The sequence below is a fragment of the Flavobacterium sp. CFBP9031 genome (genome assembly GCF_034044945.1).
Taxonomy (GTDB): Bacteria; Bacteroidota; Bacteroidia; order Flavobacteriales; family Flavobacteriaceae; genus Flavobacterium.
The window spans coordinates 228,195-254,604 of record NZ_JAXCWF010000004.1 but is presented as its reverse complement, the minus strand read 5'-3'; the positions used below and the strand labels follow the sequence as shown (position 1 = coordinate 254,604).

Genomic DNA, 26,410 nt, shown 5'->3' with positions numbered 1-26,410 from the left:
ATGATAAAAATAATCATTCATATTACGAAATTTATAATCATAACTATAACTGCTTTATTGTTTGCTTCATGTAATTTTAACATGAATGCAATTGAAGGAAGCGGCAATGTTACAACAGAAAAAAGAACCGTTCAAGGAGAGTTTAAAAACATCTCGGTAAGCAATGCTATCGATTTGGTTATTGTACAGTCTGATGTTACAGAAATTACCGTTGAAGCTGATGACAATCTTCAAAAAGAAATCGTTACTAAAGTAGAAAACGGAACACTTATTATAGAATGCAAATACAGCTCTTTCCGCAATATTACATCAAAAACGGTAACGGTAAAAATGCCTGTAGTGCATAAAATAGAAGCTTCAAGTGCTTCGACTGTTGAAACTGACGGACTTGTTCAGGGTGACGATATTACTTTAGAAGCTTCTAGTGCAGCTTCGATGGATGTTAAAATTGAATCTGACAGAATCGCAATAGATGCTGGAAGTGGCGGATCTATAGATATTGAAGGTAAAGCATTAAGTCTTACTACTTCTGTATCTAGCGGAGGAAGTATTGATGCCGAAAAATTAATGGCCAATGACGTTCAGGCAGATGCTTCAAGCGGAGGAACAGTTTCTGTACGACCAATCTTAAGCTTAAAAGCAGACGCTTCTAGCGGAGGAAATATTAACTATGGCGGTACTCCAAAAACAATTGAAAAATCGGCAACATCTGGAGGAAGCGTAAATAAAAGCTAAAAACGCAACTGTTAAATATAAACGAAATCATTCATCAAAAGTGGATGATTTTTTTATATTTGTCAAAATCAAATCTAGAATTAATGAAAAAAAGTACAGCCCTGCTCCTATTATTATGTGTTACGACTCTTACTTTCGCTCAAAAAAGAGAAAAAATTAAAGGCTCTAAAATTGTGACAACCTCAATAAAAGAAGTTGGAAGTTTTGATGCCCTTGAAGTCGATGATAATATTGAAGTTTATTTGGAACAAGGAGAAAAAAACGAAATTAAAATTGAAGCCGATGACAATCTTCACGATATCATTGGAATGGATTTAAGAGAAAAAACACTTCGATTATATACCAATAAAGAATCTTCTATATTCAAGAAATTATCTGTTAAGGTTACTTATACTAAATCATTAAATAAAGTAATCACTAAAAATGAAGCTATTGTTTATGCTATTCAGGAATTGCAATTAGATGATATTACGATGAATTGCGTTGATTATTCTAAATTGTATCTGAATGTAAATGCAAAGAGATTTACTTTAATTGCCGATGATAAATCTAGAACAGAATTAAACTTGAAAGCCGAAGACGGAAATTTACAATTGAGTAAAAATGCCGTGGTTAAAACATTGGTTTCTGCTGTAAAATTCAAATGTGATTTGTATCAAAAAGCAACTGCTGCAATTGAAGGCATTGCCGAAAAAGCAACTATTAGATTAGACAATAATTCTGTTTTTACAGGAACAAAATTTACTTTGAAAGATGCAAATGTTACCGCTGAAGGTTCTGCCGTTGCTACTATTTTAGCAGATACCACCATTGCAATAGCAGCTGGAGACAAGTCTGAAATTTCATTGTATGGCGATCCAAAAATAGACCTTACACGCTTTAGCGAAGAAGCAAAACTAATTAAAAAGCCAGGTGCAACAAAAGCAAAAACAACGACATTGTAAACTTTTTAAAGTTTAAAAATCAATATACCGAAAAAGAAAAATCCCAGTCTAAAAATTTTAGACTGGGATTTTTTATTACAAAGATTTCAAAGTTCCAACAACTTGAAACCTGAAACTTGAAACTTTTTAACTTACTCCTTTGAAGCCAAATATCTTTCAGCATCCAAAGCCGCCATACAACCTGTACCCGCAGCCGTAATTGCCTGACGGTATACATTATCTGCAGCATCACCAGCTACGAAAACACCATCTACATTTGTTTTAGATGTTCCTGGTGTATTTACGATATAACCAGTTTCGTCAAGAGTGATATAATCTTTAAAAATATCTGTATTAGGTTTGTGACCAATTGCCACAAAGAAACCAGTTGCAGGAATTTCGATTGTTTCGCCAGTTGTTTTGTTTAAAGCTTTAATAGCATGAACAACATTGTTGTCTCCTAAAACTTCAACTGTATCATGATTCATTAAAATCTCAATATTTTCAGTTTTACGAACACGCTCTTCCATGATTTTAGAAGCTCTAAATTTTTCGCTTCTAACCAACATCGTTACTTTTTTACAAAGTTTAGATAAGTAATGTGCTTCTTCGCAAGCAGAATCTCCTGCTCCAACAATAACAACATCTTGGTTTCTGTAGAAGAATCCGTCACAAACTGCACAAGCAGAAACTCCACCTCCCATATTTAAATAGTGCTGTTCTGATGGCAATCCTAAATATTTAGCCGAAGCACCTGTAGAAATAATTACAGTTTCACAGTGTAATTCGATTGTATCGTTAATCCAAACTTTATGAATATCTCCAGAAAAATCAACTTTTGTTGCCCATCCGTCACGAATGTCTGCACCAAAACGTTTTGCTTGATCTTGTAACTGAATCATCATTTCAGGTCCTGTTACTCCATCAACATAGCCAGGAAAGTTTTCAACCTCATTAGTAGTTGTCAATTGACCACCCGGTTGCATTCCTTGATATAATACTGGATTCATGTTAGCTCTAGCCGCATAAATAGCCGCAGTATAACCTGCAGGACCAGAACCTATAATAAGGCATTTAATTTTTTCAATTGTATTTGACATAGTAATAGTATTTTTGAGTTGCAAATGTAAACTTTATTATAAAAAATAACGTCTAAAATAAATCTGAAATAGCTATGTGGAAATAAGTTTTATTTATTTTCATTTTTTTCTTTTACAAATCAAATTTATTTATATCTTTGCATCCGCTTTCGGGCACTACAACAAAATTACATCTTCGGGGTGTAGCGTAGCCCGGTTATCGCGCCTGCTTTGGGAGCAGGAGGCCGCAGGTTCGAATCCTGCCACCCCGACAAAAGCCGAACAGAAATGTTCGGCTTTTTTGTTTTTCTTAAAATTTTACACTTTATGTTTTACGTTTATATTCTTTACAGCGCTAAAAAAGAAAAGTTCTACATTGGTCAAACTAATGATATGGAAGACAGACTTAATAGACACAATAATGGACAATCCTTGTCTACAAAAAACGGCGTCCCTTGGAAAATCATTTATACAATTCAACTTGACTCAAGATCTGAAGCGATGATTTTAGAAACTAAAATAAAAAAACGTGGTGCAAAAAGATACCTACAAGACATAGATTTCATATATCATTTGTAGCGTAGCCCGGTTATCGCGTCCCGCCTTCAAGCGGGAAGGCCGCAGGTTCGAATCCTGCCACCCCGACAAAAGCCGAACATTTCTGTTCGGCTTTTTTGTTTTTACACTATCTAAAAAAATAGCCTCTAAAAAAACAATCTTTCTTTAGAGGCTATCTTTAATAAACTTATTACTAATTTTATTTCTCCATACTTATATAAACAGGATAAGATTCTTTACTAGGCAAAATAAATTCTTCATCAAAAGGCTGTACGCCTTCTCCATTATTATATGATGCCACACGTTTTACACCAGTTGCCGTGCTTCCGCCAGTACCATTAATAACATTCTGAATATTTCCTGAACCTGCAAAACGGGTAATACACATTTTTTCCAATTTCACATTTGGATTATTAGGCGCTTCAAAACCATTTTTCTTATTCACATTCCCATCCGTTCCTGTAAAAACTGCATAAGACCCCATCCCGATAGTATGATGTTCTTTTACCGAATTTGCTACTTTAAATGCAGCATAACCATTAACTCTACCTCCCTGACTGCTCCAGCTTTCCTGATTTGGCGCATCGTATGGTGGTTCGTTTTGAAAGAAGAAAGTTCGACCACGTTCTCCTAACCATAATACTTCATATTCCTGATAATGCTCTACAAACAAGGCATAAAGCGTCACATCATTTCCCGCTACAATAAGTCCGTTTTTACATCTATCTCTTTTCCAACGTGCGTCGCCACCTTTCTGCGAACCATGATCGGCACGCCACAACCAGAAATGATCTCCTACAACATTATTGCTATTCATTTGCATAGAAGCCTGAATCTGAATATTTTTTGACTGAACTCCACCCACTCGGCAAGTAATATCGCTAAGCAAAATAGGATCTGCACTATGATCTGTATTTGCTCCTTCATTACCAATTCTAACTTGATAGATCGTACTATTCGATGAATCCATTAAAAGTCCAGCAATGATAATTCCGTCTTTATCATCGGCATAAATACAACCCCAAGTATTTTTTTCTGTTGGCTCTAGCGTCACAGAAGCAATACCAGCCCCCAGAAGTATGACATCTTTTCTGTTTACCTGAATCGGAGCATTTAAAGCATAGTGCCCTGGAGTGAAAAATATATTTTTCCCCGCTTTCAATGCAGCATTAATTTCTACATCAGTATCTCCTTCTTTAGCCACATACCAGTTTGCAATCAAATCTTGAATTTCACCTTTCCCTATATCTGTTGCCGACCATGAAACTCCAACTCTATCCTTTTGCCAAGCCGGAACAAAAATTTTATATTCTCCGTCATTATCGATAAAAAGAAAAGGTTTTTCTCGTATAATAGGAGTTGTCGGAATTGGAGAATTGGCATCATCTGCCTGAGGAGGATTTACACATCCCTGCCAAACCATATTATACGATCCTCCCATAGCCTCAGAACCGGAAGGAAAAACAGAATTTCTAGTATACCATTGTTGCTGTCCACCCCAGTTCGGTCTTGCAGATGTATAATGAGTATCTGCAATAAAACCGCCGCTGCCCCAGAAGTTAGTATCTCCAATATCCGAAATATACTTTGAAGTATTTTCAATCAGCAATCTTCTGGCGCTAGTTGACTGAGAAACCGTCCATGAAAAATCACGCATTACTTCTACATTTTCAACAGAACGCCAAAATGTACAAGTCGCATTTGCTCCACCAGAAAGATGAGGCCTTGTAAATATTGCTCCCAATTTAACATCTGAAGGCACTTTTCCTAAACCTCCAATATGAGAATAAAACCCTAATTCTATGGCATTAGATGCTGCAGACGATGCAGAACCCGATCCGCCCAAATCGTAGGTTTGTCCCTTAAGATTTGGTTTAAAATAATAAGCCTGACGTTTTGTTGTCCACTCTCCATTTGCACCGCCTAAACCAATACTGCCAAATTGTGCGTTAATTTCATTTCGGGCTGTTTCAGCTTTTTCATGTTTTCTATCGTAGAAATACATATGATCTCCAAAAATCTGATTTTCGAGTGAAATTATAATGGTAACATCGTTTCGAGTTACTTTATAATAATTCTCATATTTAGCTGCATTCGGCTTATTATCGGTAAATATCAATTTAGAAGTTGATCCTACTGAAACAAAATCAGATGCCAAACGACTGCCCCCTCTCGTAATTATATAATTTCCAGAAGAACCAAAAGCCGACCATGATAATGTAATACTATGTTTCTTTTTGCTGTAAACAATTTTGCGTTCAATTTTTTTATTCCCTTCTACTTTTTCGTTATTCAAAAACGACGAAGTAAAACTGCATAAAAGCAGTATAAATGCAAATGCTGTAAATAATGAAATTGCTTTTTTACTCATAAGAATGTTCATTTTGTGGTTTGATAGATTGTAATAATTATAATTTTAAGAAAGCCCAAAATAGCAATAATCTTCAACCTTCGAGTCCGCTTTTGATCTCAATTTTCTTATCAAAAACACTACAAAATCTCTAAATTTTGTCTTTTTCTAACATAAATATGCCTTATCCAAGACATCTCTTTTTCTTTAATAGTTTTTTTTTGCCCCAAATAGAAAAAGAAAACAAAATGAAAAAGATTCTATTATTTATTGCTTTAGTTTTTTCTACTGCTATAATTGCGCAAGAAAAAAACATCATTTCAATAGATTCGTGTTCATTAGCAAAAGAAAGTGTCTTATATAAGAAAAATGCCCACGCTTCTTATTATCATGATAAATTTAATGGAAGAAAAACAGCAAGTGGAAAAAGATTCAACAACAATGAGCTAACTGCTGCACATAAAAAATTCCCTTTTGGCACAATACTAAAAATAACAAACGAGGCTAACAATAAATTCACGATCGTAGAAATTACAGATCGAGGACCTTTTGTTAACGGAAGAGAAATTGATCTCAGCAAAAGAGCTTTTATGGATATTGCATCTAATAAAAAAAGTGGCTTAGTTTATGTCACTATCGAGATTTTAAAATAAGAAGTTTTTCTCACACCAAAATTAGATTCTCGTCTTTTTGAGGTAAGAATAGCACTAAATTGTCCCAAAAACTTATTAATAATTTTATTTATAACTAAAATTATTTTGTGTCAAACACCCATGAAACCCCGATTAGGCAGACTTTCACAAATGTTAACAAAATAGATTTTCAGAAACCATAAATAATTGTATTTTTACGGTTCAAAATTCAGAAAATAAATGGGCAAAATCATTGCTATTGCTAATCAAAAAGGAGGCGTTGGAAAGACTACTACATCAGTAAATCTTGCTGCCTCATTAGGTGTTTTAGAGAAAAAAGTATTATTAATCGACGCTGATCCACAGGCCAATGCTACATCTGGTCTTGGAATTGACGTAGAAACAGTTGAAACCGGAACTTACCAAATACTTGAACATACTGTAACACCAAAAGAAGCCGTTTTAAAATGTACAGCTCCAAACGTTGACGTGATCCCTGCTCACATTGACCTTGTTGCTATCGAAATTGAATTGGTTGACAAAGAAAACCGCGAATACATGCTTAAAAAAGCATTGGAAGAAGCAAAAGAAGAATATGATTATATCATTATCGACTGCGCACCTTCTTTAGGTTTGTTAACCTTGAATGCTTTAACAGCAGCAGATTCTGTAGTTATTCCTATTCAATGTGAATATTTTGCACTTGAAGGATTAGGAAAATTATTGAACACTATTAAGAGTATTCAAAAAATCCACAACCCAGATCTTGACATTGAAGGTTTATTACTAACAATGTACGATTCAAGATTACGTTTATCAAATCAGGTTGTAGAAGAAGTTCAAAAACACTTTAACGATATGGTTTTTGATACTGTAATTCAGCGAAATGTAAAACTAAGTGAGGCTCCAAGTTTTGGAGAAAGTATCATTAATTATGATGCGACAAGCAAAGGTGCCGTAAACTATATTCATTTAGCACAGGAAATTATAAAGAAAAACAGCAAATAGTTTTTATGACAAAAGTAATTAAAAAACAAGCCTTAGGAAGAGGATTATCTGCATTATTAAAAGATCCGGAAAACGACATCAAATCAGTAGAAGACAAAAATGCTGACAAAGTTGTTGGAAACATCATTGAGCTTGAAATAAGTGCGATTGAGATAAATCCGTTTCAGCCTAGAAGCAATTTTAATGAAGAATCATTACGTGAATTAGCCACATCTATTAAAGAACTTGGTGTAATTCAACCTATTACTGTTCGTAAATTAGATTTTAACAAATACCAGTTAATCTCTGGAGAGCGTCGTCTTCGCGCGTCTAAATTAGTAGGCTTAACTCACGTTCCTGCTTATATTCGTATTGCAAATGACAACGAATCATTGGTTATGGCTTTGGTTGAAAACATCCAACGTCATGATTTAGATCCAATTGAGATTGCTTTATCATACCAACGTTTAATCGACGAAATTCAATTAACTCAAGAACAAATGAGTGAAAGAGTGGGTAAAAAACGTTCGACAATTGCCAACTATTTGCGTCTTTTAAAATTAGATCCGATTATCCAGACTGGTATTCGTGATGGTTTTATTAGCATGGGACACGGTAGAGCAATTATCAATATCGAAGATTTAGATGTTCAAACCGATATTTACCAAAAAATCGTTAGCCAAAATCTATCTGTTCGCGAAACAGAAGCTTTAGTTAAAAATTACCACGAAGGTTTACAGCCAAAAGCAGATGGAAAGCCAAAAGCAGATGCTGCATTCGTAGTTAGAGAAACTCAAAAAAATTCTTTCAACGATTATTTTGGTTCAAAAGTTGATATAAAAGTCGCTGGTAACGGAAAAGGAAAAATTACAATTCCATTTAATTCTGAAGCTGACTTTAACAGAATTATGAAATTAATAAACGGATAGTGAATAAAATTGTCCCCATTGGTCTATTGTTCTTTCTAACAGGAACCGTTTCTCTTTTTGCCCAGGTAAAAGAAGACACGGTTTTGGTCGTAAAAGACACCACATCATTAGAAGAAATAGACCCGCTTACACCAGCAAAAGCAGCTTTTTACTCTGCAGTTCTACCTGGTTTAGGCCAAGCATACAACAAAAAATACTGGAAAATTCCATTGGTTTACGGAGCAATCGGAACAAGTTTGTATTTCTACATAGACAACAATAAAAAATACCATGATTATCGTGACGCCTACAAACGAAGATTAGAAGGTTATAACGATGACAATTACAAATATCTGGATGATAGCCGACTTATTGCCGGACAAAAATTCTACCAAAGAAATAGAGATTTATCTGCTTTATTCGTTGTTGGATTCTATGTTTTAAACATAATCGATGCCAATGTTGACGCTGCGTTGATACAATTTAACGTAAACGAAAGACTTTCAATGCGTCCAGAAATTTATCCTGCCGATGTAACATTCAAACCAAACGTTGGTCTAACTTTTAATTATAAGTTTTAATAGATTGAATTCTATTTAAAAAATCAAAAAACAAATCATAATGAAAATTGCGCTTTTAGGATACGGAAAAATGGGTAAAGTAATCGAAACAATTGCTTTAGAAAGAGGTCATGAAATAGTTTTAAGGAAAGATGAATTCAACACCTATGACGGGCTTTCAACAGCCGATGTTGCCATCGATTTCAGCGTTCCATCAGCAGCAGTGAGCAACATTTCTGCATCTTTTAACGCTAATGTTCCTGTGGTATCAGGAACTACTGGTTGGTTAGAACATTATGACGAAATGATTGCACTTTGTAATGAGAAAAAAGGAGGATTTATTTCAAGTTCAAACTTCAGTTTGGGAGTAAATATTTTCTTCGGACTAAATGAATATTTAGCTAAAATCATGAAGCAATTCGATTCTTATAAAGTTTCGATGGAAGAAATTCACCATATCCACAAACTTGATGCTCCTAGCGGAACAGCTATTTCTTTAGCTCAAGGCGTTATCCAAAACAGCGACTACGCAAATTGGACTATGGATGAAGCAAAAAAGAATGAAATTCATATTGAAGCAAAAAGAATTGGAGAAGTACCCGGAACACACACTGTAAATTACGATTCTGCTATTGACAGCATCGAAATTAAACATACTGCTCATAACCGCGAAGGTTTTGCCCTTGGCGCTGTCGTTGCAGCAGAATGGCTAGCAGGAAAACAGGGAATTTTCTCTATGAAAGATGTACTAAACTTACAATAATCGACCAAAATTCAGGATTATTAAAAACTTGAATTTGAAACTTAAAATACAATATTATGACACTTTACTCTTGGTTCGTATTTTTCTTAGCCGTTCAAATTATTCATTTTCTTGGAACATGGAAATTGTATCAGGCAGCAGGAAGAAAAAGCTGGGAAGCAGCAATTCCGGTATACAATTCTATCGTTTTAATGAAGATTATCGGACGCCCAACATGGTGGACATTACTACTTTTCATCCCGATTATCAACTTAATTATGTTTCCAGTTATTTGGGTGGAAACACTAAGAACCTTTGGTAAAAAATCAACCTTAGACACTATTTTAGGACTTTTCACATTCGGTTTTTACATTTATGTTGTTAATTACACTCAAAAATTAGAGTACCATAAAGAGCGTAAATTAACTCCTGAAAATAAAGCAGCAGATACTGTTAGCTCTTTATTATTCGCCATTATAGTCGCAACTTTAGTCCATACTTATGTTGTACAGCCTTACACAATTCCAACATCATCTTTAGAAAAATCTTTATTAATTGGTGATTTCTTATTTGTAAGCAAATTAAACTACGGCCCTAGAGTTCCAATGACAACTGTTGCATTACCAATGGTTCACGACTCTATTCCTTTAACAAAAAGTAAATCATATTTAAGCTGGCCACAATTACCTTATTTTAGATTGCCAGCTATTCAGAAAATAAACCGATGCGACATTGTCGTCTTCAACTGGCCCGTCGATACAGTTCACTATTTCTTTGAACCAAAAGGAAGACCGGGTGTTATCAAGCCAATTGATAAAAAATCAAACTATGTAAAAAGATGTGTTGGTATTCCTGGAGACAGCTTATCAATAAAAGACGGTTATGTTTTTATTAATGGAAAAAAACTAGTTTTACCTGAAAGAGCAAAGCCTCAGTACTCATACGCTGTAGCATTAGACGGAAAAACATCTATTGACTTTGAAAGCATCTTCAAAGAATTAGATATTACAGATCCAGCAGGTTTTAGAACTGAAAAAAGAGACACTCTTTATCTAGGTGCATTAACAGAAGCTGGAGCAGAAAGATTTAAACACACTCCAGGAGTTACTGCTGTAATTAGAAAAGTTGACACAGGAGACAACAACGACATTTTCCCTCACATCAACAAATGGAACCAAGACAACATGGGACCTATTTACATTCCTGAAGCGGGAAAAACAGTTGCCCTAACAAATGAGTCTCTTCCTTTCTACAAAGAGATTATCACCAATTATGAAGGAAATACATTAGAACTGCAAGGTTCAAAATTCATAATTAATGGAAAACCTGCAACAACATATACCTTCAAACAAAACTATTACTGGATGATGGGAGACAACCGTCATAACTCAGAAGATAGCCGTTACTGGGGTTATGTTCCAGAAGATCATATCGTAGGAAAACCAGTTTTCATTTGGATGAGCTGGGATACTAACGGAAAAGGCATCAATAAAGTTCGCTGGAGCCGAGTATTTACAACTGTAGATGGTGAAGGTCAGCCTCAATCTTACTTCAAATACTTCTTAATTCTTCTAGCTATCTATTTTGTAGGAGATTTTATTTGGAAAAAAAGAAGAGAGAATAAAGCATAATTAAAAAAAAGTTATTTTTGTATCAGGTTTCAAGTTTCACGTTTTTACGTCAACTTGAAACCTGATACTTTTAAACTTGAAACAAAACGAAATGAATTCCTTAATACTTCCAACTTATTTTCCATCTATCAGTCATTTTGCCGTAATTGCGCAATCTGACAGCATCACTTTTGAAATGGAAGATAATTTTCAGAAACAAACTAATAGAAATAGAACTTACATCTATAGTCCTAATGGAATTCAATTATTAAATATCCCTGTTAAGCATTCTAAAGCGACACATCAGAAAACAAAAGACGTTTTGATCGAAAACGAATTTGATTGGCAGAAACAGCATTTTAAATCGCTTGAAGCGGCATATAGAAGCTCTCCGTTCTTCGAGTACTTTGAAGACGATATTGCTGCTATTTTTGAGAAAAAACACCAATTTTTGATGGATTTAAACTTCGAAGTTTTAGACATTGTTACGAAATGTCTTAGAATGAAATTAGAATTTGGAAAAACAACAGAATATTTTCATGAAGTAAATGATTTTACCGATTTCAGATATTTGGCAAATGGTAAAAAAGATGCAAATTCTTTCGAAAAATACACTCAGGTTTTTGACGACAAACATGGCTTCATCAACAATTTAAGTGTTTTGGATTTACTTTTTAATGAAGGTAAGTTTGCAATGGATTATCTAAAAACACAGAAAATTATATAAGATATGAATTACGGGTTATAAGTTATGAATTATGAATTCTCATATCGCCTTAACTTTTCACTTTTCACTTTTCACTTTTCACTTTTCACTTTCTGCTAATAAATCATTCCACCAAAAGTCTTGTCATTATGGGATAATGATCTGAGTTTTCGAAATCAGAGAAACTTTCAAATTGCTTTACTTTCATTTTACTGTCTGTAAAAATATAGTCAATTCTTGCAGGATAATATTTAAACTTATAAGTAGCTCCAAAACCTTCTCCCGCTTCCTCAAAGGCATCCTTTAGCTTGCCTTTAATACTTCTATAAACATAAGAAAACGGACTGTTATTCATGTCGCCACAAATAATAATCGGATAATTGCATTTCTTAATATGCTCTTTAAAAATTTCAGCCTGTTCTTGCTGCTGTGTGAACCCTTTACTGATTCTAGCATAAATACGCTGTGATTTTTTCTGATTTACATTATCAATATCATCAGAAATCTCACTTACATCTGGAGATATCTTAATGGATTGCAAGTGCATGTTATAGACACGAATAATATCTTTTCCTCGCTTAATATCAGCATAAACAACATTATTATCTGATTTAGGAAAAACAATCTTTCCTTCGTCTATAATAGGAAATTTAGAAAAAATAGCCTGTCCCGTTTTAATTTTTTTACCATCAATAAAAATATAACGGTGCGGATATACTTTCAAATCTAAATGTGCAGAATTTGAATATTCTTGAATACACAAAATGTCAGGATCTTTTTCGTCGATAAAAGATTTAATATTGGACGGAATATCATCACGATCCAGCCACTTAAAGACATTAAACAGACGTACATTATAACTCATCACAGAAAAATCCTTTTCGTCCTTCACATACTCTTTACCAGAAAACTTATAAAATTTACTAATAAATGTAATTCCTGTTAGCAAAACCAAACCAGACAAAATAAGACGTTTTTTAAACTGAATTCCCCAATAGATAAAAAACAATATATTGGCCACAAAAAAGGCCGGCATAAACAAAGTAAGCACCGATAAAAGCGGAAAGCTTTTAGGTGCTAAAAAAGGCAAAACATAGACGCTAAATGTAAGCACAGTCAGCACTATGTTCAAAAAGAACATTATTTTATTAAACCAAGAAAGGTTTTTCATATTTATCTCCTACAAGTTTATTTTCCAGCTTTAAATAAAAACTCTTTTTCTTCTTTTGTCAAACAGTCGTATCCCGACTGGCTTATTTTGTCTAAAATTTCATCAATCTGTTGCTGCGTTTTATCTTTAGTAACAATTCTTGATGTGGTTTTTTCTGTAGGTTTTTTGTAATTTTTATGAACTTTTGTAAATGGGGTCGTAGGAGATTTTTTAAAAAGATTCGCAAAGAAATCTAAAGTTTTAGAAACGATAGTACTTAAATCGGTACCGTTTTGTAGCAATTTAATATAAACAAATCCGAAGAAGGCACCGGCTAGATGTGAAATATGTCCGCCCATGTTTCCAAGACGAAACTGCATCAAATCTAAAATTATAATAACAGCCGTAATATGCCAAAGCTTTACATTTCCAAATAGAAACAAGCGAACATTCATTAACGGAGAATAAGTTGTTGTAGCAACCAAAATTGCCATGATGGCAGCAGATGCTCCAACAATGGAACCACCAATATTAGACAGATAAAAACTCAACGCAAAAGCCACTCCTGCAAAAAGAGCGCTTAAAAGATACAATCCTAAATATTGTTTTTGAGTAAAATACGTGAGAAACAAAGAGCTGGCAAAATTAAGCACCATCATATTAAACAACAAATGCAAAAATCCATCATGAAAGAAAGCGTACGTTAAAAAAGTCCATGGTTTAAACATAAAAACCTGAGGATCTGAAGACAAAGCAATCCAACTTGGAAAATTAAAAAAACCATTTGAATAGTTATAGAAGAAAATAAGCGATACAATAAAACATGCTATATTCCAGTACATGACACGCATGGCAATACCTCCTAATCTATATTGTAATTTTAAATCGTCTAAAATATTCATAGAAACTCTTTTGTTTTAGAATTTGTACTTTAAAGTTAAAAATTAATTCCAACGGTTGTTATTAAACTGATTTTTTTTCCAGTACCACATCATTAAAAAACCAGTAATTGCACCTCCAACGTGGGCAAAATGCGCTATACCTGTACCGCCGCTTCCAAATAAAGAGCTTCCTTTAAAGCCTAAAAATAAGTCGATTGCTAAAATTCCAGGAACAAAATATTTTGCTTTAATTGGAATAGGAATAAACATTAGGCCAAGCTGTGCATTTGGAAACATAAATGCAAAAGCTGTAAGCAAACCATAAATTGCCCCAGAAGCACCTAAAACAGGTGACTGAACTATAGCACTCGACTGCGCCAGTGCATTGAATTGTTCTTGAGTACAATGCACTTTGTTTAAAATAGCAGCAATATCACCTTGCACCATTTTTCCGCTCGCATCAAATAATGATGAATAGTCTGCATTCAAAATCAAATGTAATTCTGATTTAGACAAATTCAAATCAGAAACAGAACTTAGAAGGGACTGTAATTGCAAATAGTTTACTCCAGTGTGCAACAATGCCGCACCTAATCCGCAAGAGATATAAAAAAACAAGAATTTCTTTCCGCCCCAAAAATGTTCTAATGCAGAACCAAAACTATACAATGCAAACATATTAAATAAAATATGTGCAAAATTTGGCAATGGCGCATGCATAAACATATGCGTAATAATCTGCCATACCCTAAAATTATCGCTCTCAGGATAATACATCATTAAATAGTCATAAGAAACTGGTACTATTTGAGAGCCAATAAAAAATATAATATTAATAATAAGCAGTTGTTTAACTACTGGAGTCATATTCATCATAAAGCAAACTTTTTATCTATATCTTCAACACGCATGGTAATGAAGGTAGGTTTTTGAAAAGGTGAAATATTCGGATCTTTACAAGCAAACAATCCGTTTACCAAATTATCTTGTTCTTTTTCGGTTAAATAAGATCCTGTTTTAACCGCTAAACTTTTGGCCATTGACTTGGCAATTGTATCGTTCTGACTGTAACTATTTGCTGGAATTCCATCTTGCAAATCGCTTAACAATTGTTCGATTACCTGTGAGACTTCACTTTCTGTAATATTTACAGGAATTCCAGAAATTACAACGTGATCAGTTTTACTTTCGTCAAAAACAAATCCTGTTGTTTCCAATGAAGGTTTTAATTCTTCTATTAATTCCATTTCAGATGCCGAATAAAACAAATCTAAAGGAAAAAGCAACTGTTGGCTCGAAGCTTGATTAACGGTCATATTCAGCAAAAATTGTTCGTACAAAATTCGCTGATGCGCACGCTGCTGATCCACAATAATCATTCCCGATTTTATAGGCGAAACGATATATTTTTTATGAATTTGATACGTTTTCTGAGTAGCTTGTTCTACATCTTCATCATTAAACAAAGAAGAAGTCACTTCTTCATTTTCAAATGTGAATGGCGAACTTTCTATGCTTTCTGGATTTTCGACATCTAGACCAACATATAAACTTTCCCAGCTTGTGGTTGGTTCTACCCTTTTGGAATAACCCGAATACGATGCGCCAGAAGAAGATGATCCCGACGAAGATGAAAAAGAAGACCCCGAACTATATCCTGATGATCCCGAAGCAGCTTTACTATAATGCTGATTGGTTTTATCATCAGTAAACGGATTAAAAGTTCCATCTACCTGAATCGTTGGAATTCCCACTTCCATATCTTTATAATGATATGGCGTATCTAAATTAGCATCTCTGTCAAAATCTAAAACAGGAGCAACATTAAACTGCCCTAAACTATGTTTGATAGACGCTCTTAAGATAGCATACAAGGCCTGTTCGTCATCAAACTTAATTTCCGTTTTAGTTGGATGTATATTAATATCTATGGTATTTGGCGGAACCTGTAGATACAAGAAATAACTTGGCTGAGAACCGTCTTTCAGTAATCCGTCGTATGCAGACATTACAGCATGATGCAAGAAACTGCTTTTTATAAATCGATCGTTTACAAAAAAGAACTGCTCACCCCTATTTTTCTTAGCAAATTCAGGCTTACATACAAAACCTTGAACGTTTATAATTTCGGTATCCTCGTTTACAGGAACCAATTTTTCATTAGTTTTTCCTGCCATAATACCAACAATTCGCTGGCGATATCCTGCTGCAGGAAGATTGTACATTTCGCTTCCGTTATGATAAAAACTAAAATGAATATTAGGATGTGCCAATGCTACACGCTGGAACTCATCCATTACGTGACGAAATTCAACCGTATCGGACTTTAAGAAATTACGGCGAGCTGGAATATTAAAAAATAAGTTTTTAACCGCAAATGAAGTTCCTTTTGGCAAAACAGCGACTTCTTGCGAAACAAATTTACTTCCCTCAATTACAATATGCGTTCCAAGTTCGTCCTGATCCTGTTTGGTTTTCATTTCCATGTGCGCAATCGCCGCGATAGAAGCCAAAGCCTCTCCACGGAAACCTTTTGTTCCAAGCGAAAACAAGTCTTCTGCCTGGCGGATTTTGGAAGTAGCATGGCGTGCAAAACACAAACGGGCATCTGTAACGGTCATTCCAACACCATTATCAATTACCTGAACTAGCGATTTACCAGCATCTTTTATAATTAATTTGATATCAGTTGCTTTGGCGTCAACAGCATTTTCTAACAATTCTTTTACGACTGAAGCTGGTCTTTGAACCACTTCTCCAGCAGCAATTTGGTTAGCAACGTGATCAGGAAGCAATTGAATAATACTCGACATTAAGCAAAAATAATTTTAAAGTTTAGATTAGGTTTTTTATAAACCAAGAAGTACAAATTTAGTGAATTTTGATTGGCTTTTAGAATAAGAATAATCATAAAAAAAACAAAAACTACAACAGTCTACAAAACAGAAGAATTGCAATTTATATTAATTCATTTTTGCAATTTCATCAAGTGTATAAACTTTATATTCAATCCCCATTCTCTTTGCATTTTCCTCAACTGTTGTAGTAAAACCAGCTTCTTTTCGCAGTTTATTAACTTTTTTTGGATTTTGAATTGGAGAAACGTAATTAAAAAATTCTTTCTTTCCGGTCTGTTTATTTGTAATTAACTTGCCTTGTCCTTGAGTTCCATAAATCTGCTCTTTACCTTGCTGAGTCAGATAACGATCTTCCATCATTGCAAAACGAGTAAACGCAATTTCTCCTTTTTTAGCAGCAGCTTCAATCAAAGGCAAATATTTAGATATTTTTTTACTATGCTGAATAACATACCATGCAGATTCATTTGTTGGTTCACCTACTAAGCTTTTCCCGGGATAACCATAATCCAGAATAATTTTTTCAACCTTCTTCATATTCACAGAATCCTGCGCATTCATATACATCCATATATTGTTTTTGAAATCATTGTCGTCCTGCCGACCGATTTCCTTTAAAATTTCTTTTTTTCTAATTTCTGTTGTTTCAGAATCGAGATATTCCCTAAGAATCTGATCTGATTTCATAATCGAATCCAATTCTATTTTTAAACTTTGATTGATTTTATTTTGAGCCAAAATAACCTCAAAAAACAACAACAATAAAATAAGAAGTAAAGGTCTTTTCATAATTCCAAAATTTGATATCAACTCAAATATAATATAATTCCGAATTCGATGCGACTTAATACAATCACAAAAAAAGCATAAAAAAACCTATACTTTTAACAGTATAGGTTTTAATATTTTTTAAAACAAAAGTGCTTATTCGTTTTCTATTTTTTTCGGAGAATCTTCAATTTGAATTGCTCCCGAAGCTAACAATGGCTGATTATAAACATGAGCTATTGAAGCCTGCTGACGAATATAAGCCATTTTTATTGCCGCAATCGCCGCTTCAGTTCCTTTGTTTCCGTGAACCCCTCCACTTCTGTCAATAGATTGTTGCATATTATTATCTGTTAAAACACAGAAAATAACCGGAACATCAGTTTGAACATTCAAATCTTTAATTCCTTGTGTAACACCTTCACAAACAAAATCAAAATGTTTCGTTTCTCCTTGGATTACACATCCAATTACGATAACGGCATCCACATTTTGTGTCTGAAGCATTTTTTTAGCGCCGTAGATTAGCTCAAAACTTCCTGGAACATTCCAACGGATAATTTGTTGGGCAGGAACATCGCAATCAACCAAAGCATCAAAAGCACCATTATAAAGTCCTTCTGTTATAGTATCATTCCATTCAGAAACAACAATCCCAAACCGAAAGTCTTTCGCGTTTGGGATTGTGTTTTTATCGTATTCTGATAGATTTTTATTTTCAGTAGCCATCTGTAATATTTTAGATTTTTTATTTTAGAATTTAGATTCGTAACTACAAATCTACAATCTTAAATCTAAAGTCTAAAATTTTTATTGTGCTAATCCAATCAAAGCATCAACAGAAGCTGCTTCTGGAGTATTATCGTAATTATCTTTAATATCATTAAAGTATTTCAAAGCATCTTCTTTTTGCCCTAAAGCTAAAGCAGTTTTTCCAGCTTTTAACAAGAAACGAGGTGTTGTAAAATCGTTTTTGTTAGACTCAGCAGCTTTAACATAAAAATCTAAAGCTTCTTTTTGCTGATTTTTTTGAGAGTAAGCATCTCCTGTAGCACCTTTAGCTAAAGCGCTTAAAACTACATCTTCTGATTTAAATTCACCTAAATATTTAATTGCCTCATCAAATTTACCAGTATTTAAGTAAGCGATACCAGCATAGTAATTTGCCAAATTTCCAGCATCAGTTCCAGAATATTCGTCAGCGATTTTAATAAATCCGAATTTACCTTCTGAACCGTTTAATGATAATTTGAATAATGAATCGCTAGAAACACCGTTTACAGCTTTTTCAAAGTTTTGTTGCGCAACAAACATTTCACTTGCAGCCTCTTCTTGTTTCGGAGTTGCTATAAATTTTTGGTAAGCCAAATATCCAATTGTAGCAACCGCTATACCAGCAACTAAACCAATAATGATTTTTTGATTTTTAGCCACCCAATCCTCAGTTCTTGAAGCTGTTTCGTCTAATTTTGAGAAAACTCCAGCTGTTGTGCTGTCTTTTTCATCAATAACTACTTGTTGCTCTTCAGTAACCACTTCTTTTACTTCCTTTTCTTTTGGTGTCTTATATCCTCTTTTATTGTAAGTTGCCATTTAAAATTTATTTAGTGAACGGCAAAAATAAAATTTTTATTGAAACTGAGGTAAAAAATTTCAATTTTATCACTATTTTAAAAGAAATATTTTCATGATTCACTTATCCTTTCGCAAAAGCGGTAAAATAAATAAGCCTAAGAAAGGGCTAAAGCCAATTATATCGATAATTTTCGGTAATTTGCAGCCTCAAATTTTTAATGCTCAAAAGCAGTAAATATTACACTTGGAGTCCTTACAAATGCATTTAAACAAAATCTCATTATTTAATTACAAGAACTTTTCTGAAGCAAGTTTTGATTTTGACATCAAAATAAACTGTTTTGTTGGAAAAAATGGCATTGGAAAAACTAATGTGCTCGATGCTATTTATCATTTGGCATACGGAAAAAGTTATTTTAATCCGCTTGCCGTTCAAAACATCAAACACGGCGAAGAGTTTTTTGTGATTGATGCCGAACTCGAAAAAAATGAGAGAACCGAGCAGATTGTTTGCAGTTTAAAAAAAGGACAGAAAAAAGTTCTAAAGCGAAATGGAAAACCTTACGACAAATTCTCCGATCATATTGGTTTTATTCCGTTAGTTATTATTTCTCCTGCAGATAGAGATTTAATCGTTGAAGGAAGCGAAACACGCCGTAAATTTATGGACAGTGTGATTTCGCAATTAGACGCTACTTATCTACACGAATTAATACAATATCAAAAGGTAATCACACAGCGAAATGCACTTTTAAAATATTTTGCTTTGAATCATGTTTTTGACAATGATACCTTATCTATATATAACGAACAGTTACAAGGTTACGGAAAATCGATTTTTGAAAAACGAAAAGATTTTCTAGAACAGTTTATACCTATATTTAATAGACACCATCAAGCAATAACGGGATCTGAAGAAAGTGTGCAATTGGTTTACGAAAGTCATTTGTTCGAAAAAGACCTTTTAACGCTTTTGCAGGAAAACATCAATAAAGATCGAGCGCTGCATTATACCTCTGTTGGAATCCATAAAGATGATTTGTCTTTTGAAATTGATTTGCATCCGATAAAAAAATTCGGATCTCAAGGTCAGCAGAAATCTTTTCTAATTGCTTTAAAATTAGCGCAATTCGAGTTTTTGAAAAAACAAAGCGGTGTAAAACCTATTCTTTTGTTTGATGATATTTTTGATAAACTGGACGAAACGCGTGTTGCCAAAATTGTAGAAATGGTAAATAGTGAAACCTTTGGACAGCTTTTTATTTCGGATACGCATCCAGAAAGAACCGAAGCGATTGTAAAATCGACACATCAGACTTATAAGATATTCAATTTGTAATTCGGGAAATTTGGTACAATTTGTATCAACTTTCAGAATTAATCACAAAATAGAAATCAGTAAATTAGCCTGAACAAAAAACTTAAAAACAACTGCAATAAAATATATAAGGATTATGTTAACGAAAGAATCATTGCAATTTTTAGACGATTTAAAAAAGAACAATAACCGCGAATGGTTTCAGGAAAATAAAAAGCGATACGAAGTTTTCAAGAAAGATTACCATCAATTGGTAAGCGATTTTTTGGATGCCATGAAACCGCTTGATCCTTCATTGGAATTATTGGAAGTTAAAAACTGCACTTTCAGAATAAACCGTGACATTCGTTTTTCTAAAGACAAATCTCCTTATAAAGCACATTTGGGCGTTTGGATGTCAGCTGGAGCAAAAGGTGCAAATCGTGCCGGATATTATGTTCATATCGAAAAAGGTGCGAGTTTTATTGCCGGCGGATTTTATTCGCCTGAAGCGGAAGATTTAAAGAAAGTCCGTAAAGAAATCGCTTTTTTCTACGAAGATTTACAGGAAATTTTAAACGATAAAAACTTCAAGAAAGAATTTGGAAATTTAGACATCAACGAAAACAATTCACTTAAAAGCATGCCTCGCGGTTATGAAAAAGATCATCCTGCAATTGAGTTTTTAAAACTGAAAAGTTTCACCGCAACTCAGGTTTATAATGTTTCTGAGGTGACGGAAAAAGATTTCGTAAAGAAAATGAGCCAAAAATTGATTGCTTTAAAACCTCTAAACGAATTCATCAACCGCGCTTTGGATACTGAAGAATTTTAGAAATAAAAAAAATCGCCACGAATTCACGAATTATTCAAAATTAATTCGTGAATTCGTGGCGAAAAAACTTTTATAATGAAAAGGAAAATACTTTTTCTTGGAGAATCTTATCGCGCTGATGCTATCACTTGGATGAAAGGCCTGAAAGAATTTGGTGATTTTGAAATTATTACTTGGGAACTTCAAACTTCTAACAACCATAGATTCAAACGTATTTTAGAGTATTTCTTCTCTCCTTTTTCCATTCGAAAAACAATCAGAAAAGAAAAACCAGACATGGTAATTGCTGAAAGAACCACTAGTTATGGTTTTCTTGCAGCAATTTCTGGCTCTAAAACCATTGCAATCGCACAGCAAGGACGAACCGATTTATGGCCAGAAGAATCTAAATTATATCCTTTTAAGAAATTTATCCAAAAATACGCTTTCAAAAAAGCACATTTAATTCATGCTTGGGGACCCGTTATGGCAATTCACATGAAAGCATCTGGAGTTGACATGAACAAAGTTCTAGTTCTTCCAAAAGGAATTGACTTATCACTTTTTACTCCATCAACAAATAATTCAAACAAAATTGAAGCGATTGTTACGCGCTCGCTTCAGCCAGAATACCGACACGATTCTATTTTAAAAGCTTTCGGAATCTTAAGCCAAAAAGGAATTGATTTTTCTTTGACGATTGTTGGCGATGGAACAAGACTGCAATATTTAAAAGATTTGGCGAGAGAGCTGCAAATCGAAAATAAAGTGATTTTTACAGGAAGAATCCCGAATACAGAGCTTCCAAAATTATTACAGCAATCGAATATTTATATCAGCATGCCAATTACCGAAGGCGTTTCGGCCTCTTTGTTTGAGGCAATGGCTTCCAATTGTTTTCCTGTTGTTTCTGATATTCCTGGAAACCAAAGCTGGATTACACACCGAGAAAATGGTCAATTAATTACAATTGATGACATTGAAATGTTAGCCAATGAATTAATCTGGTCTTTTGAAAATCCTAAATTGCGAAATGAAGCGATTACTCGAAATAGAAAATTTGTCGAGGAAAATGCGAATTATGATATTAATATGAAAGTTATTTCGGAGAAGTATCATGAATTGCTGAATCTGCATGATATTTAAACGCCAAGAACGCAAAGCTTAGCGAACTTTGCGTAAACTTTGTGCCTTTGCGGTAAAATACAGCCACAAATAAATTATAATTCATACTTTTGAACTATATTAAAAAGCCTTTTATTTATGGAAATCCAATCCAATTTTTCTTTAAAAAAATATAATACTTTCGGCATTGAAGCCAATGCCAAACAATTTGTTGCCGTTCATTCTATTGCTGAATTGAAAACAGTTTTAGCAGCAAACCAAAACGAGAAAAAATTTATTTTAGGAGGCGGAAGCAATATGCTTTTAACAAAAGATATTGACGCTTTGGTGATTCATATCGATTTAAAAGGCAAAAAAACAATTAAAGAAGACGACGATTTTGTTTGGGTTGAAAGTCAGGCTGGAGAAACTTGGCACGATTTCGTCCTTTGGACAATCGACAATAATTTTGGCGGATTAGAAAACATGTCGCTTATTCCTGGAAATGTCGGCACAACGCCAGTTCAGAATATTGGAGCTTATGGAACGGAGATTAAAGACACTTTCGTTTCTTGCGAAGCCATGAATATTGCAACTCAAGAAATGAAAACTTTCGATAATGAAGAATGTAATTTTGGCTACCGCGAAAGTATTTTCAAACATGAAGTAAAAGACCAATATATTATTACGTCGGTTATTTTTAAGTTGACCAAACGCAATCATAAAATCAACACTTCGTACGGAGATATTTTGGCTGAATTGGCTAAAAACAACATTACACAACCAACACTAAAAGATGTGAGCAATGCTGTAATCGCGATTAGACAAAGTAAATTGCCAGATCCGAAAGAACTAGGAAACAGCGGAAGTTTCTTCAAAAATCCGATTTTATTGAAATCTGATTTTGAGAAAATCCACCAAAAATTTCCAGAAATGAAATTTTACGAAGTTTCAGAAACCGAAGTAAAAGTTCCTGCAGGTTGGCTGATTGAACAAGCTGGTTTTAAAGGGAAACGTTTTGGAGATGCCGGAGTACATAAAAACCAAGCTTTAGTTTTAGTGAATTATGGAAATGCAACTGGACAAGAAATTTTAGCCGTTTCAAAAGAAGTTCAGAAAACCGTTTTTGAAAAATTCGGCATTCAAATTGAAGCAGAAGTAAATGTGATTTGAAAATAAAACTTCATTAATGAAATCTTTTTAATGAAAAAATTAAACGTAGGGATTCTTATAATTCATTTTTTAGGAATGATTTTCCTAATTGATGGCATTTATCAATTACGATTATTTACTGTTGCAGATAAAGTTATTTGCATGAAGCATCAATTTCAATTTCAGAAACCTGAAATCTGGAATAGATTATTCCCTACAAATGAAGATGTTTTAAATTTCTGGCCAAGTGTCTATATCTGGATCTTTTTTGCTCTTCTGGTTGGCATTTTTTATGTTGGATTCCTGAACTGGAAAAACAGACTTTCTTCTATAAACACTATTTTATTGGCACTTGCCCTATATGTTCTTTTACGATTAAAGTTTTTTAGAAAAGAAATATTTTCACTTCTTTTCCGACCACTTAGAGTATTACTTTCAGATAGTTTTGCCATACAATGTTTAATAGAAGGAATTATCTTTACCATTATTGGTTTTGTCCTTATTTATTTTGGCGCAAATTCAAAATTGTTCAACTTAAACAAAGCAACAATTGAGAGTTAAACCTTGAGTTTGTTTGTAAAATCTCTTTCTTAAACCACAAATAATGTACACACCTGATTTATATAAAAACGAAAATCCTGAGGAAATTAGAGCTTTTTTGAAAGAAAATAGTTTTGGAATCCTGATCAATCAGACCAACGGAAAATTATGCGCAACGCATATTCCGATAGAATTGGAAATGAATGCTGACGGAAAAGAAATTTTGCAAGGGCATATTTCAAAACTGAATCCGCAAGCGGAAGGTTTTGTGGCAAATGATCAGATTTTGACCATTTTTACAGGTCCACACAGTTACATTTCTTCTTCTTGGTACGATCACGAAAATGTGCCAACTTGGAATTACATAGCTGTACATGTTTACGGAAGAATCAAGATTGTGGATTACGAAACTTCAGTAGAACAACTGAAAAAACTTGTAGATAAATACGAAGCAAATTCTAAAAATCCAGTACGAGTTGAAGACTTATCTGAAAAAACAATGCGCGAAGCCAGAGGGATTTTTGGTTTTGAAATCGAAATTGACGAAATTCAAGCCACAAAAAAACTCTCCCAAAACCGCGACGATCATAATTACAAAAACATAATTTCGGAATTAGAAAAAACCGAAAACCCTCAGTCTATTGCTGTTGCAAAAGAAATGTCAAAATGCCGAAAGTAAATCTGCTTTAGCTATTGAAATTATCGAATTGATAAGTACATTTGCAGTCGCAGAACGTGAAAATTAATAGAACCAAATAAATCAGATGCTTATATACATATTTTACTTTTTTATTGCTATTGTCGTAGTTCAATTATTTTATTATTTAGGAGTTTTTGGGAAATTTGCTTTTGCTAAGCCACAGCAAATTAAGCCTAAAAATCTTCCTGTTTCTGTAATCGTTTGCGCTAAAAACGAAGAAGAGAATGTAAAAAAATACATTCCGCTTTTGGCACAGCAAGATTATCCAGATTTTGAAATTGTCTTAATTGACGATGCATCTAGCGATGAAACTCTTGAGGTTTTTGAAGAATTTGAAAAAGAATTCTCTAATATCCGTTTGGTAAAAGTCGAAAATAACGAGGCTTTCTGGGGAAATAAAAAATACGCTTTAACGCTTGGAATAAAAGCAGCAAAGAAAGATTATTTACTTTTTACAGATGCAGATTGTTTCCCAAGTTCAAAAGACTGGATTACTTCTATGACTTCTCATTTTACCATGAACAAAACAATCGTTTTAGGATATGGAGGTTATGAAAAAGTAGAGCGTTCGTTTTTAAACAAAATTATTCGCTTTGAAACTGTTCTAACAGCAATACAATATTTTTCTTGGGCAAAAATGGGACTTCCTTATATGGGAGTCGGCAGAAATCTTGCTTACAAAAAAGAAGAGTTTTTTAATGTAAATGGTTTTATTGACCACATTCAGATTCGCTCTGGCGATGACGATTTATTCATTAATCAGGCCGCAAATAAAACAAACACAACTATTTCTTATACACCTGAAAGTTTTACCTATTCAAAACCTAAGACTACTTACAAGGAATGGTTTACTCAGAAAAGAAGACATATTTCTACCGCAGAACATTACAAGTTCTTTGATAAAATGCAGTTAGGACTATTCTTCATTTCACAATTATTTTTCTTTTTATTAGTTATTGTATTATTAGCATTTCAATTCCAATGGATTGCCGTATTAGCAATTTTAGCAACACGCTATACTGTTGTATGGACTGTAATTGGATTTTCAGCAGGAAAATTAAAAGAAAAAGATATTAAAATTTGGTTTCCAGTTGTTGAGATAGCGCTTATATTAACGCAAATTAATATCTTTATAACTAATATCTTTTCAAAACCCGTATATTGGAAATAAATTCTAAAATAGAAAAAGCAAAAAAAGGCGATCAGATCGCCTTTACTTTTTTATTAGATCATTATTGGAATGAGGTGTATTCGTTTATGCTCAAAAGAACCGAAAACGAAACCACCGCAGAAGATATTACCATAGAAACCTTCTCTAAAGCTTTTGATAAAATAGCTTCTTATAATTCAGAATTTCAGTTTAACACCTGGCTTATTGCAATTGCAAAAAATGTCTATATTGATTTGCTTCGAAAAAAGAAAACCAATCTTTTTATAGAAATCACAGACAACGAAGACCAGCAGGCATACAACATTGCCGACCCTACTCCATCTGCAGAAGATGCTTTAATTAAAGAACAGAATCTTTCTCGTCTGCTTCTATGCATCAAAGAACTTAAACCACACTACCAAGAAGTAATTCAGCTTCGTTATTTTCAGGAAATGTCTTATCAGGAAATTGCCGTTAAGATAAACGAACCGTTAAGCAGCGTTAAAGTGAAACTTTTGCGAGCTAAAAAATTATTAGCCGAAATTATCGAACGTAACAGATAATTTATTATCTTTAAATAAAGAATAAATAATTACTCGTTTTATTCTTAAAATAAACAGATTTCCACAAT

The 26,410-nt window shown here is 33.7% G+C and carries 27 protein-coding genes and 1 tRNA gene; 19 read left to right on the top strand and 9 right to left on the bottom strand.

Features of this window, described 5'->3' with window-relative positions:
• Window positions 1-735 (top strand): head GIN domain-containing protein, encoded by a 735-nt coding sequence (locus tag SOM12_RS08915; protein WP_320493115.1) that lies wholly within the window; start codon window positions 1-3, stop codon window positions 733-735.
• An 83-nt stretch (window positions 736-818) separates the two neighbouring features.
• Window positions 819-1,679, top strand: coding sequence for a GIN domain-containing protein (locus tag SOM12_RS08910; RefSeq protein ID WP_253251799.1), 861 nt, complete (start codon window positions 819-821; stop codon window positions 1,677-1,679).
• 131 nt (window positions 1,680-1,810) lie between these two features.
• On the opposite strand, the gene trxB is transcribed toward SOM12_RS08910, so the two are convergent.
• Window positions 1,811-2,758 (bottom strand): thioredoxin-disulfide reductase, encoded by a 948-nt coding sequence (gene trxB / locus SOM12_RS08905; RefSeq protein WP_095929443.1) that lies wholly within the window; start codon window positions 2,756-2,758, stop codon window positions 1,811-1,813.
• A gap of 176 nt (window positions 2,759-2,934) precedes the next feature.
• Between trxB and SOM12_RS08900 the strand changes: the two genes are divergently transcribed.
• Both SOM12_RS08900 and SOM12_RS24140 read left to right on the top strand, forming a co-directional pair.
• Window positions 2,935-3,009 (top strand) — tRNA-Pro (locus tag SOM12_RS08900).
• A 16-nt stretch (window positions 3,010-3,025) separates the two neighbouring features.
• Window positions 3,026-3,316, top strand: coding sequence for a GIY-YIG nuclease family protein (locus SOM12_RS24140; RefSeq protein WP_414655671.1), 291 nt, complete (start codon window positions 3,026-3,028; stop codon window positions 3,314-3,316).
• Between the two features lie 178 nt (window positions 3,317-3,494).
• On the opposite strand, the gene SOM12_RS08895 is transcribed toward SOM12_RS24140, so the two are convergent.
• Window positions 3,495-5,666 carry a hypothetical protein gene (locus SOM12_RS08895; RefSeq protein WP_320493114.1) on the bottom strand — a complete coding sequence of 724 codons (2,172 nt, stop codon included), beginning with the start codon at window positions 5,664-5,666 and terminating at the stop codon, window positions 3,495-3,497.
• Between the two features lie 227 nt (window positions 5,667-5,893).
• Between SOM12_RS08895 and SOM12_RS08890 the strand changes: the two genes are divergently transcribed.
• The 7 genes from SOM12_RS08890 (at window position 5,894) to SOM12_RS08860 (ending at window position 11,811) form a co-directional block, all read left to right on the top strand.
• Window positions 5,894-6,298 (top strand): septal ring lytic transglycosylase RlpA family protein, encoded by a 405-nt coding sequence (locus SOM12_RS08890; RefSeq protein ID WP_320493113.1) that lies wholly within the window; start codon window positions 5,894-5,896, stop codon window positions 6,296-6,298.
• A gap of 219 nt (window positions 6,299-6,517) precedes the next feature.
• The gene (locus SOM12_RS08885) at window positions 6,518-7,285 is read left to right on the top strand and encodes a ParA family protein (protein WP_008464569.1); all 768 of its coding nucleotides are present in this window, start codon (window positions 6,518-6,520) and stop codon (window positions 7,283-7,285) included.
• Window positions 7,286-7,290: 5 nt separating this feature from the next.
• The gene (locus SOM12_RS08880; RefSeq protein WP_095929441.1) at window positions 7,291-8,193 is read left to right on the top strand and encodes a ParB/RepB/Spo0J family partition protein; all 903 of its coding nucleotides are present in this window, start codon (window positions 7,291-7,293) and stop codon (window positions 8,191-8,193) included.
• On the top strand, window positions 8,193-8,753 hold the full coding sequence (locus tag SOM12_RS08875; protein WP_095929440.1) for a DUF5683 domain-containing protein: 561 nt from the start codon (window positions 8,193-8,195) through the stop codon (window positions 8,751-8,753). Before SOM12_RS08880 ends, SOM12_RS08875 begins: the two co-directional genes overlap by 1 nt.
• A 40-nt stretch (window positions 8,754-8,793) precedes the next feature.
• The gene (gene dapB, locus SOM12_RS08870; protein ID WP_320493112.1) at window positions 8,794-9,495 is read left to right on the top strand and encodes a 4-hydroxy-tetrahydrodipicolinate reductase; all 702 of its coding nucleotides are present in this window, start codon (window positions 8,794-8,796) and stop codon (window positions 9,493-9,495) included.
• 56 nt (window positions 9,496-9,551) lie between these two features.
• Window positions 9,552-11,105, top strand: coding sequence for a signal peptidase I (gene lepB, locus SOM12_RS08865; RefSeq protein WP_320493111.1), 1,554 nt, complete (start codon window positions 9,552-9,554; stop codon window positions 11,103-11,105).
• Between the two features lie 91 nt (window positions 11,106-11,196).
• A complete protein-coding gene (locus SOM12_RS08860; RefSeq protein ID WP_095929437.1) occupies window positions 11,197-11,811 on the top strand; it encodes a WbqC family protein in 615 nt (204 codons plus the stop codon).
• A gap of 103 nt (window positions 11,812-11,914) precedes the next feature.
• Here SOM12_RS08860 and SOM12_RS08855 read toward each other — a convergent pair whose 3' ends face one another.
• The 7 genes from SOM12_RS08855 to SOM12_RS08825 all read right to left on the bottom strand — a co-directional run bounded on the left by SOM12_RS08855 (window position 11,915) and on the right by SOM12_RS08825 (window position 19,040).
• Window positions 11,915-12,961 carry an endonuclease/exonuclease/phosphatase family protein gene (locus SOM12_RS08855; protein WP_172426883.1) on the bottom strand — a complete coding sequence of 349 codons (1,047 nt, stop codon included), beginning with the start codon at window positions 12,959-12,961 and terminating at the stop codon, window positions 11,915-11,917.
• 17 nt (window positions 12,962-12,978) lie between these two features.
• Window positions 12,979-13,842 carry a rhomboid family intramembrane serine protease gene (locus SOM12_RS08850; protein ID WP_095929436.1) on the bottom strand — a complete coding sequence of 288 codons (864 nt, stop codon included), beginning with the start codon at window positions 13,840-13,842 and terminating at the stop codon, window positions 12,979-12,981.
• A 42-nt stretch (window positions 13,843-13,884) separates the two neighbouring features.
• Entirely contained in the window at window positions 13,885-14,697 is an 813-nt protein-coding gene (locus tag SOM12_RS08845; protein ID WP_320493110.1) for a rhomboid family intramembrane serine protease, read from the bottom strand.
• The gene (gene mutL, locus SOM12_RS08840; protein ID WP_320493109.1) at window positions 14,694-16,634 is read right to left on the bottom strand and encodes a DNA mismatch repair endonuclease MutL; all 1,941 of its coding nucleotides are present in this window, start codon (window positions 16,632-16,634) and stop codon (window positions 14,694-14,696) included. Before mutL ends, SOM12_RS08845 begins: the two co-directional genes overlap by 4 nt.
• 150 nt (window positions 16,635-16,784) lie before the next feature.
• Complete coding sequence (locus SOM12_RS08835; RefSeq protein WP_320493108.1) at window positions 16,785-17,468, bottom strand: DUF6624 domain-containing protein; 684 nt, start codon at window positions 17,466-17,468, stop codon at window positions 16,785-16,787.
• 135 nt (window positions 17,469-17,603) lie between these two features.
• Window positions 17,604-18,176 carry a 6,7-dimethyl-8-ribityllumazine synthase gene (ribH, locus tag SOM12_RS08830; protein WP_095929433.1) on the bottom strand — a complete coding sequence of 191 codons (573 nt, stop codon included), beginning with the start codon at window positions 18,174-18,176 and terminating at the stop codon, window positions 17,604-17,606.
• Between the two features lie 81 nt (window positions 18,177-18,257).
• A complete protein-coding gene (locus SOM12_RS08825) occupies window positions 18,258-19,040 on the bottom strand; it encodes a tetratricopeptide repeat protein (protein ID WP_250837326.1) in 783 nt (260 codons plus the stop codon).
• A 241-nt stretch (window positions 19,041-19,281) separates the two neighbouring features.
• On the opposite strand from SOM12_RS08825, the gene recF reads away from it, so the two are divergent.
• From recF to SOM12_RS08785, 8 genes are all read left to right on the top strand, one after another.
• A complete protein-coding gene (gene recF / locus SOM12_RS08820) occupies window positions 19,282-20,361 on the top strand; it encodes a DNA replication/repair protein RecF (RefSeq protein WP_095929431.1) in 1,080 nt (359 codons plus the stop codon).
• A gap of 115 nt (window positions 20,362-20,476) precedes the next feature.
• The gene (locus tag SOM12_RS08815) at window positions 20,477-21,154 is read left to right on the top strand and encodes a DUF2461 domain-containing protein (protein WP_320493106.1); all 678 of its coding nucleotides are present in this window, start codon (window positions 20,477-20,479) and stop codon (window positions 21,152-21,154) included.
• Between the two features lie 75 nt (window positions 21,155-21,229).
• The gene (locus SOM12_RS08810; RefSeq protein WP_320493105.1) at window positions 21,230-22,279 is read left to right on the top strand and encodes a glycosyltransferase; all 1,050 of its coding nucleotides are present in this window, start codon (window positions 21,230-21,232) and stop codon (window positions 22,277-22,279) included.
• 117 nt (window positions 22,280-22,396) lie between these two features.
• Window positions 22,397-23,410 carry a UDP-N-acetylmuramate dehydrogenase gene (murB, locus tag SOM12_RS08805; RefSeq protein WP_320493104.1) on the top strand — a complete coding sequence of 338 codons (1,014 nt, stop codon included), beginning with the start codon at window positions 22,397-22,399 and terminating at the stop codon, window positions 23,408-23,410.
• Window positions 23,411-23,440: 30 nt separating this feature from the next.
• The gene (locus SOM12_RS08800) at window positions 23,441-23,950 is read left to right on the top strand and encodes a hypothetical protein (protein ID WP_095929427.1); all 510 of its coding nucleotides are present in this window, start codon (window positions 23,441-23,443) and stop codon (window positions 23,948-23,950) included.
• Window positions 23,951-23,993: 43 nt separating this feature from the next.
• Window positions 23,994-24,608 (top strand): FMN-binding negative transcriptional regulator, encoded by a 615-nt coding sequence (locus SOM12_RS08795; protein ID WP_320493103.1) that lies wholly within the window; start codon window positions 23,994-23,996, stop codon window positions 24,606-24,608.
• 85 nt (window positions 24,609-24,693) lie between these two features.
• Window positions 24,694-25,800 (top strand): glycosyltransferase, encoded by a 1,107-nt coding sequence (locus SOM12_RS08790; RefSeq protein WP_320493101.1) that lies wholly within the window; start codon window positions 24,694-24,696, stop codon window positions 25,798-25,800.
• Complete coding sequence (locus tag SOM12_RS08785) at window positions 25,791-26,342, top strand: RNA polymerase sigma factor (RefSeq protein WP_095929424.1); 552 nt, start codon at window positions 25,791-25,793, stop codon at window positions 26,340-26,342. The genes SOM12_RS08790 and SOM12_RS08785 overlap by 10 nt, the downstream gene beginning before the upstream one ends.
• The last annotated feature ends 68 nt before the right edge of the window (window positions 26,343-26,410 follow it).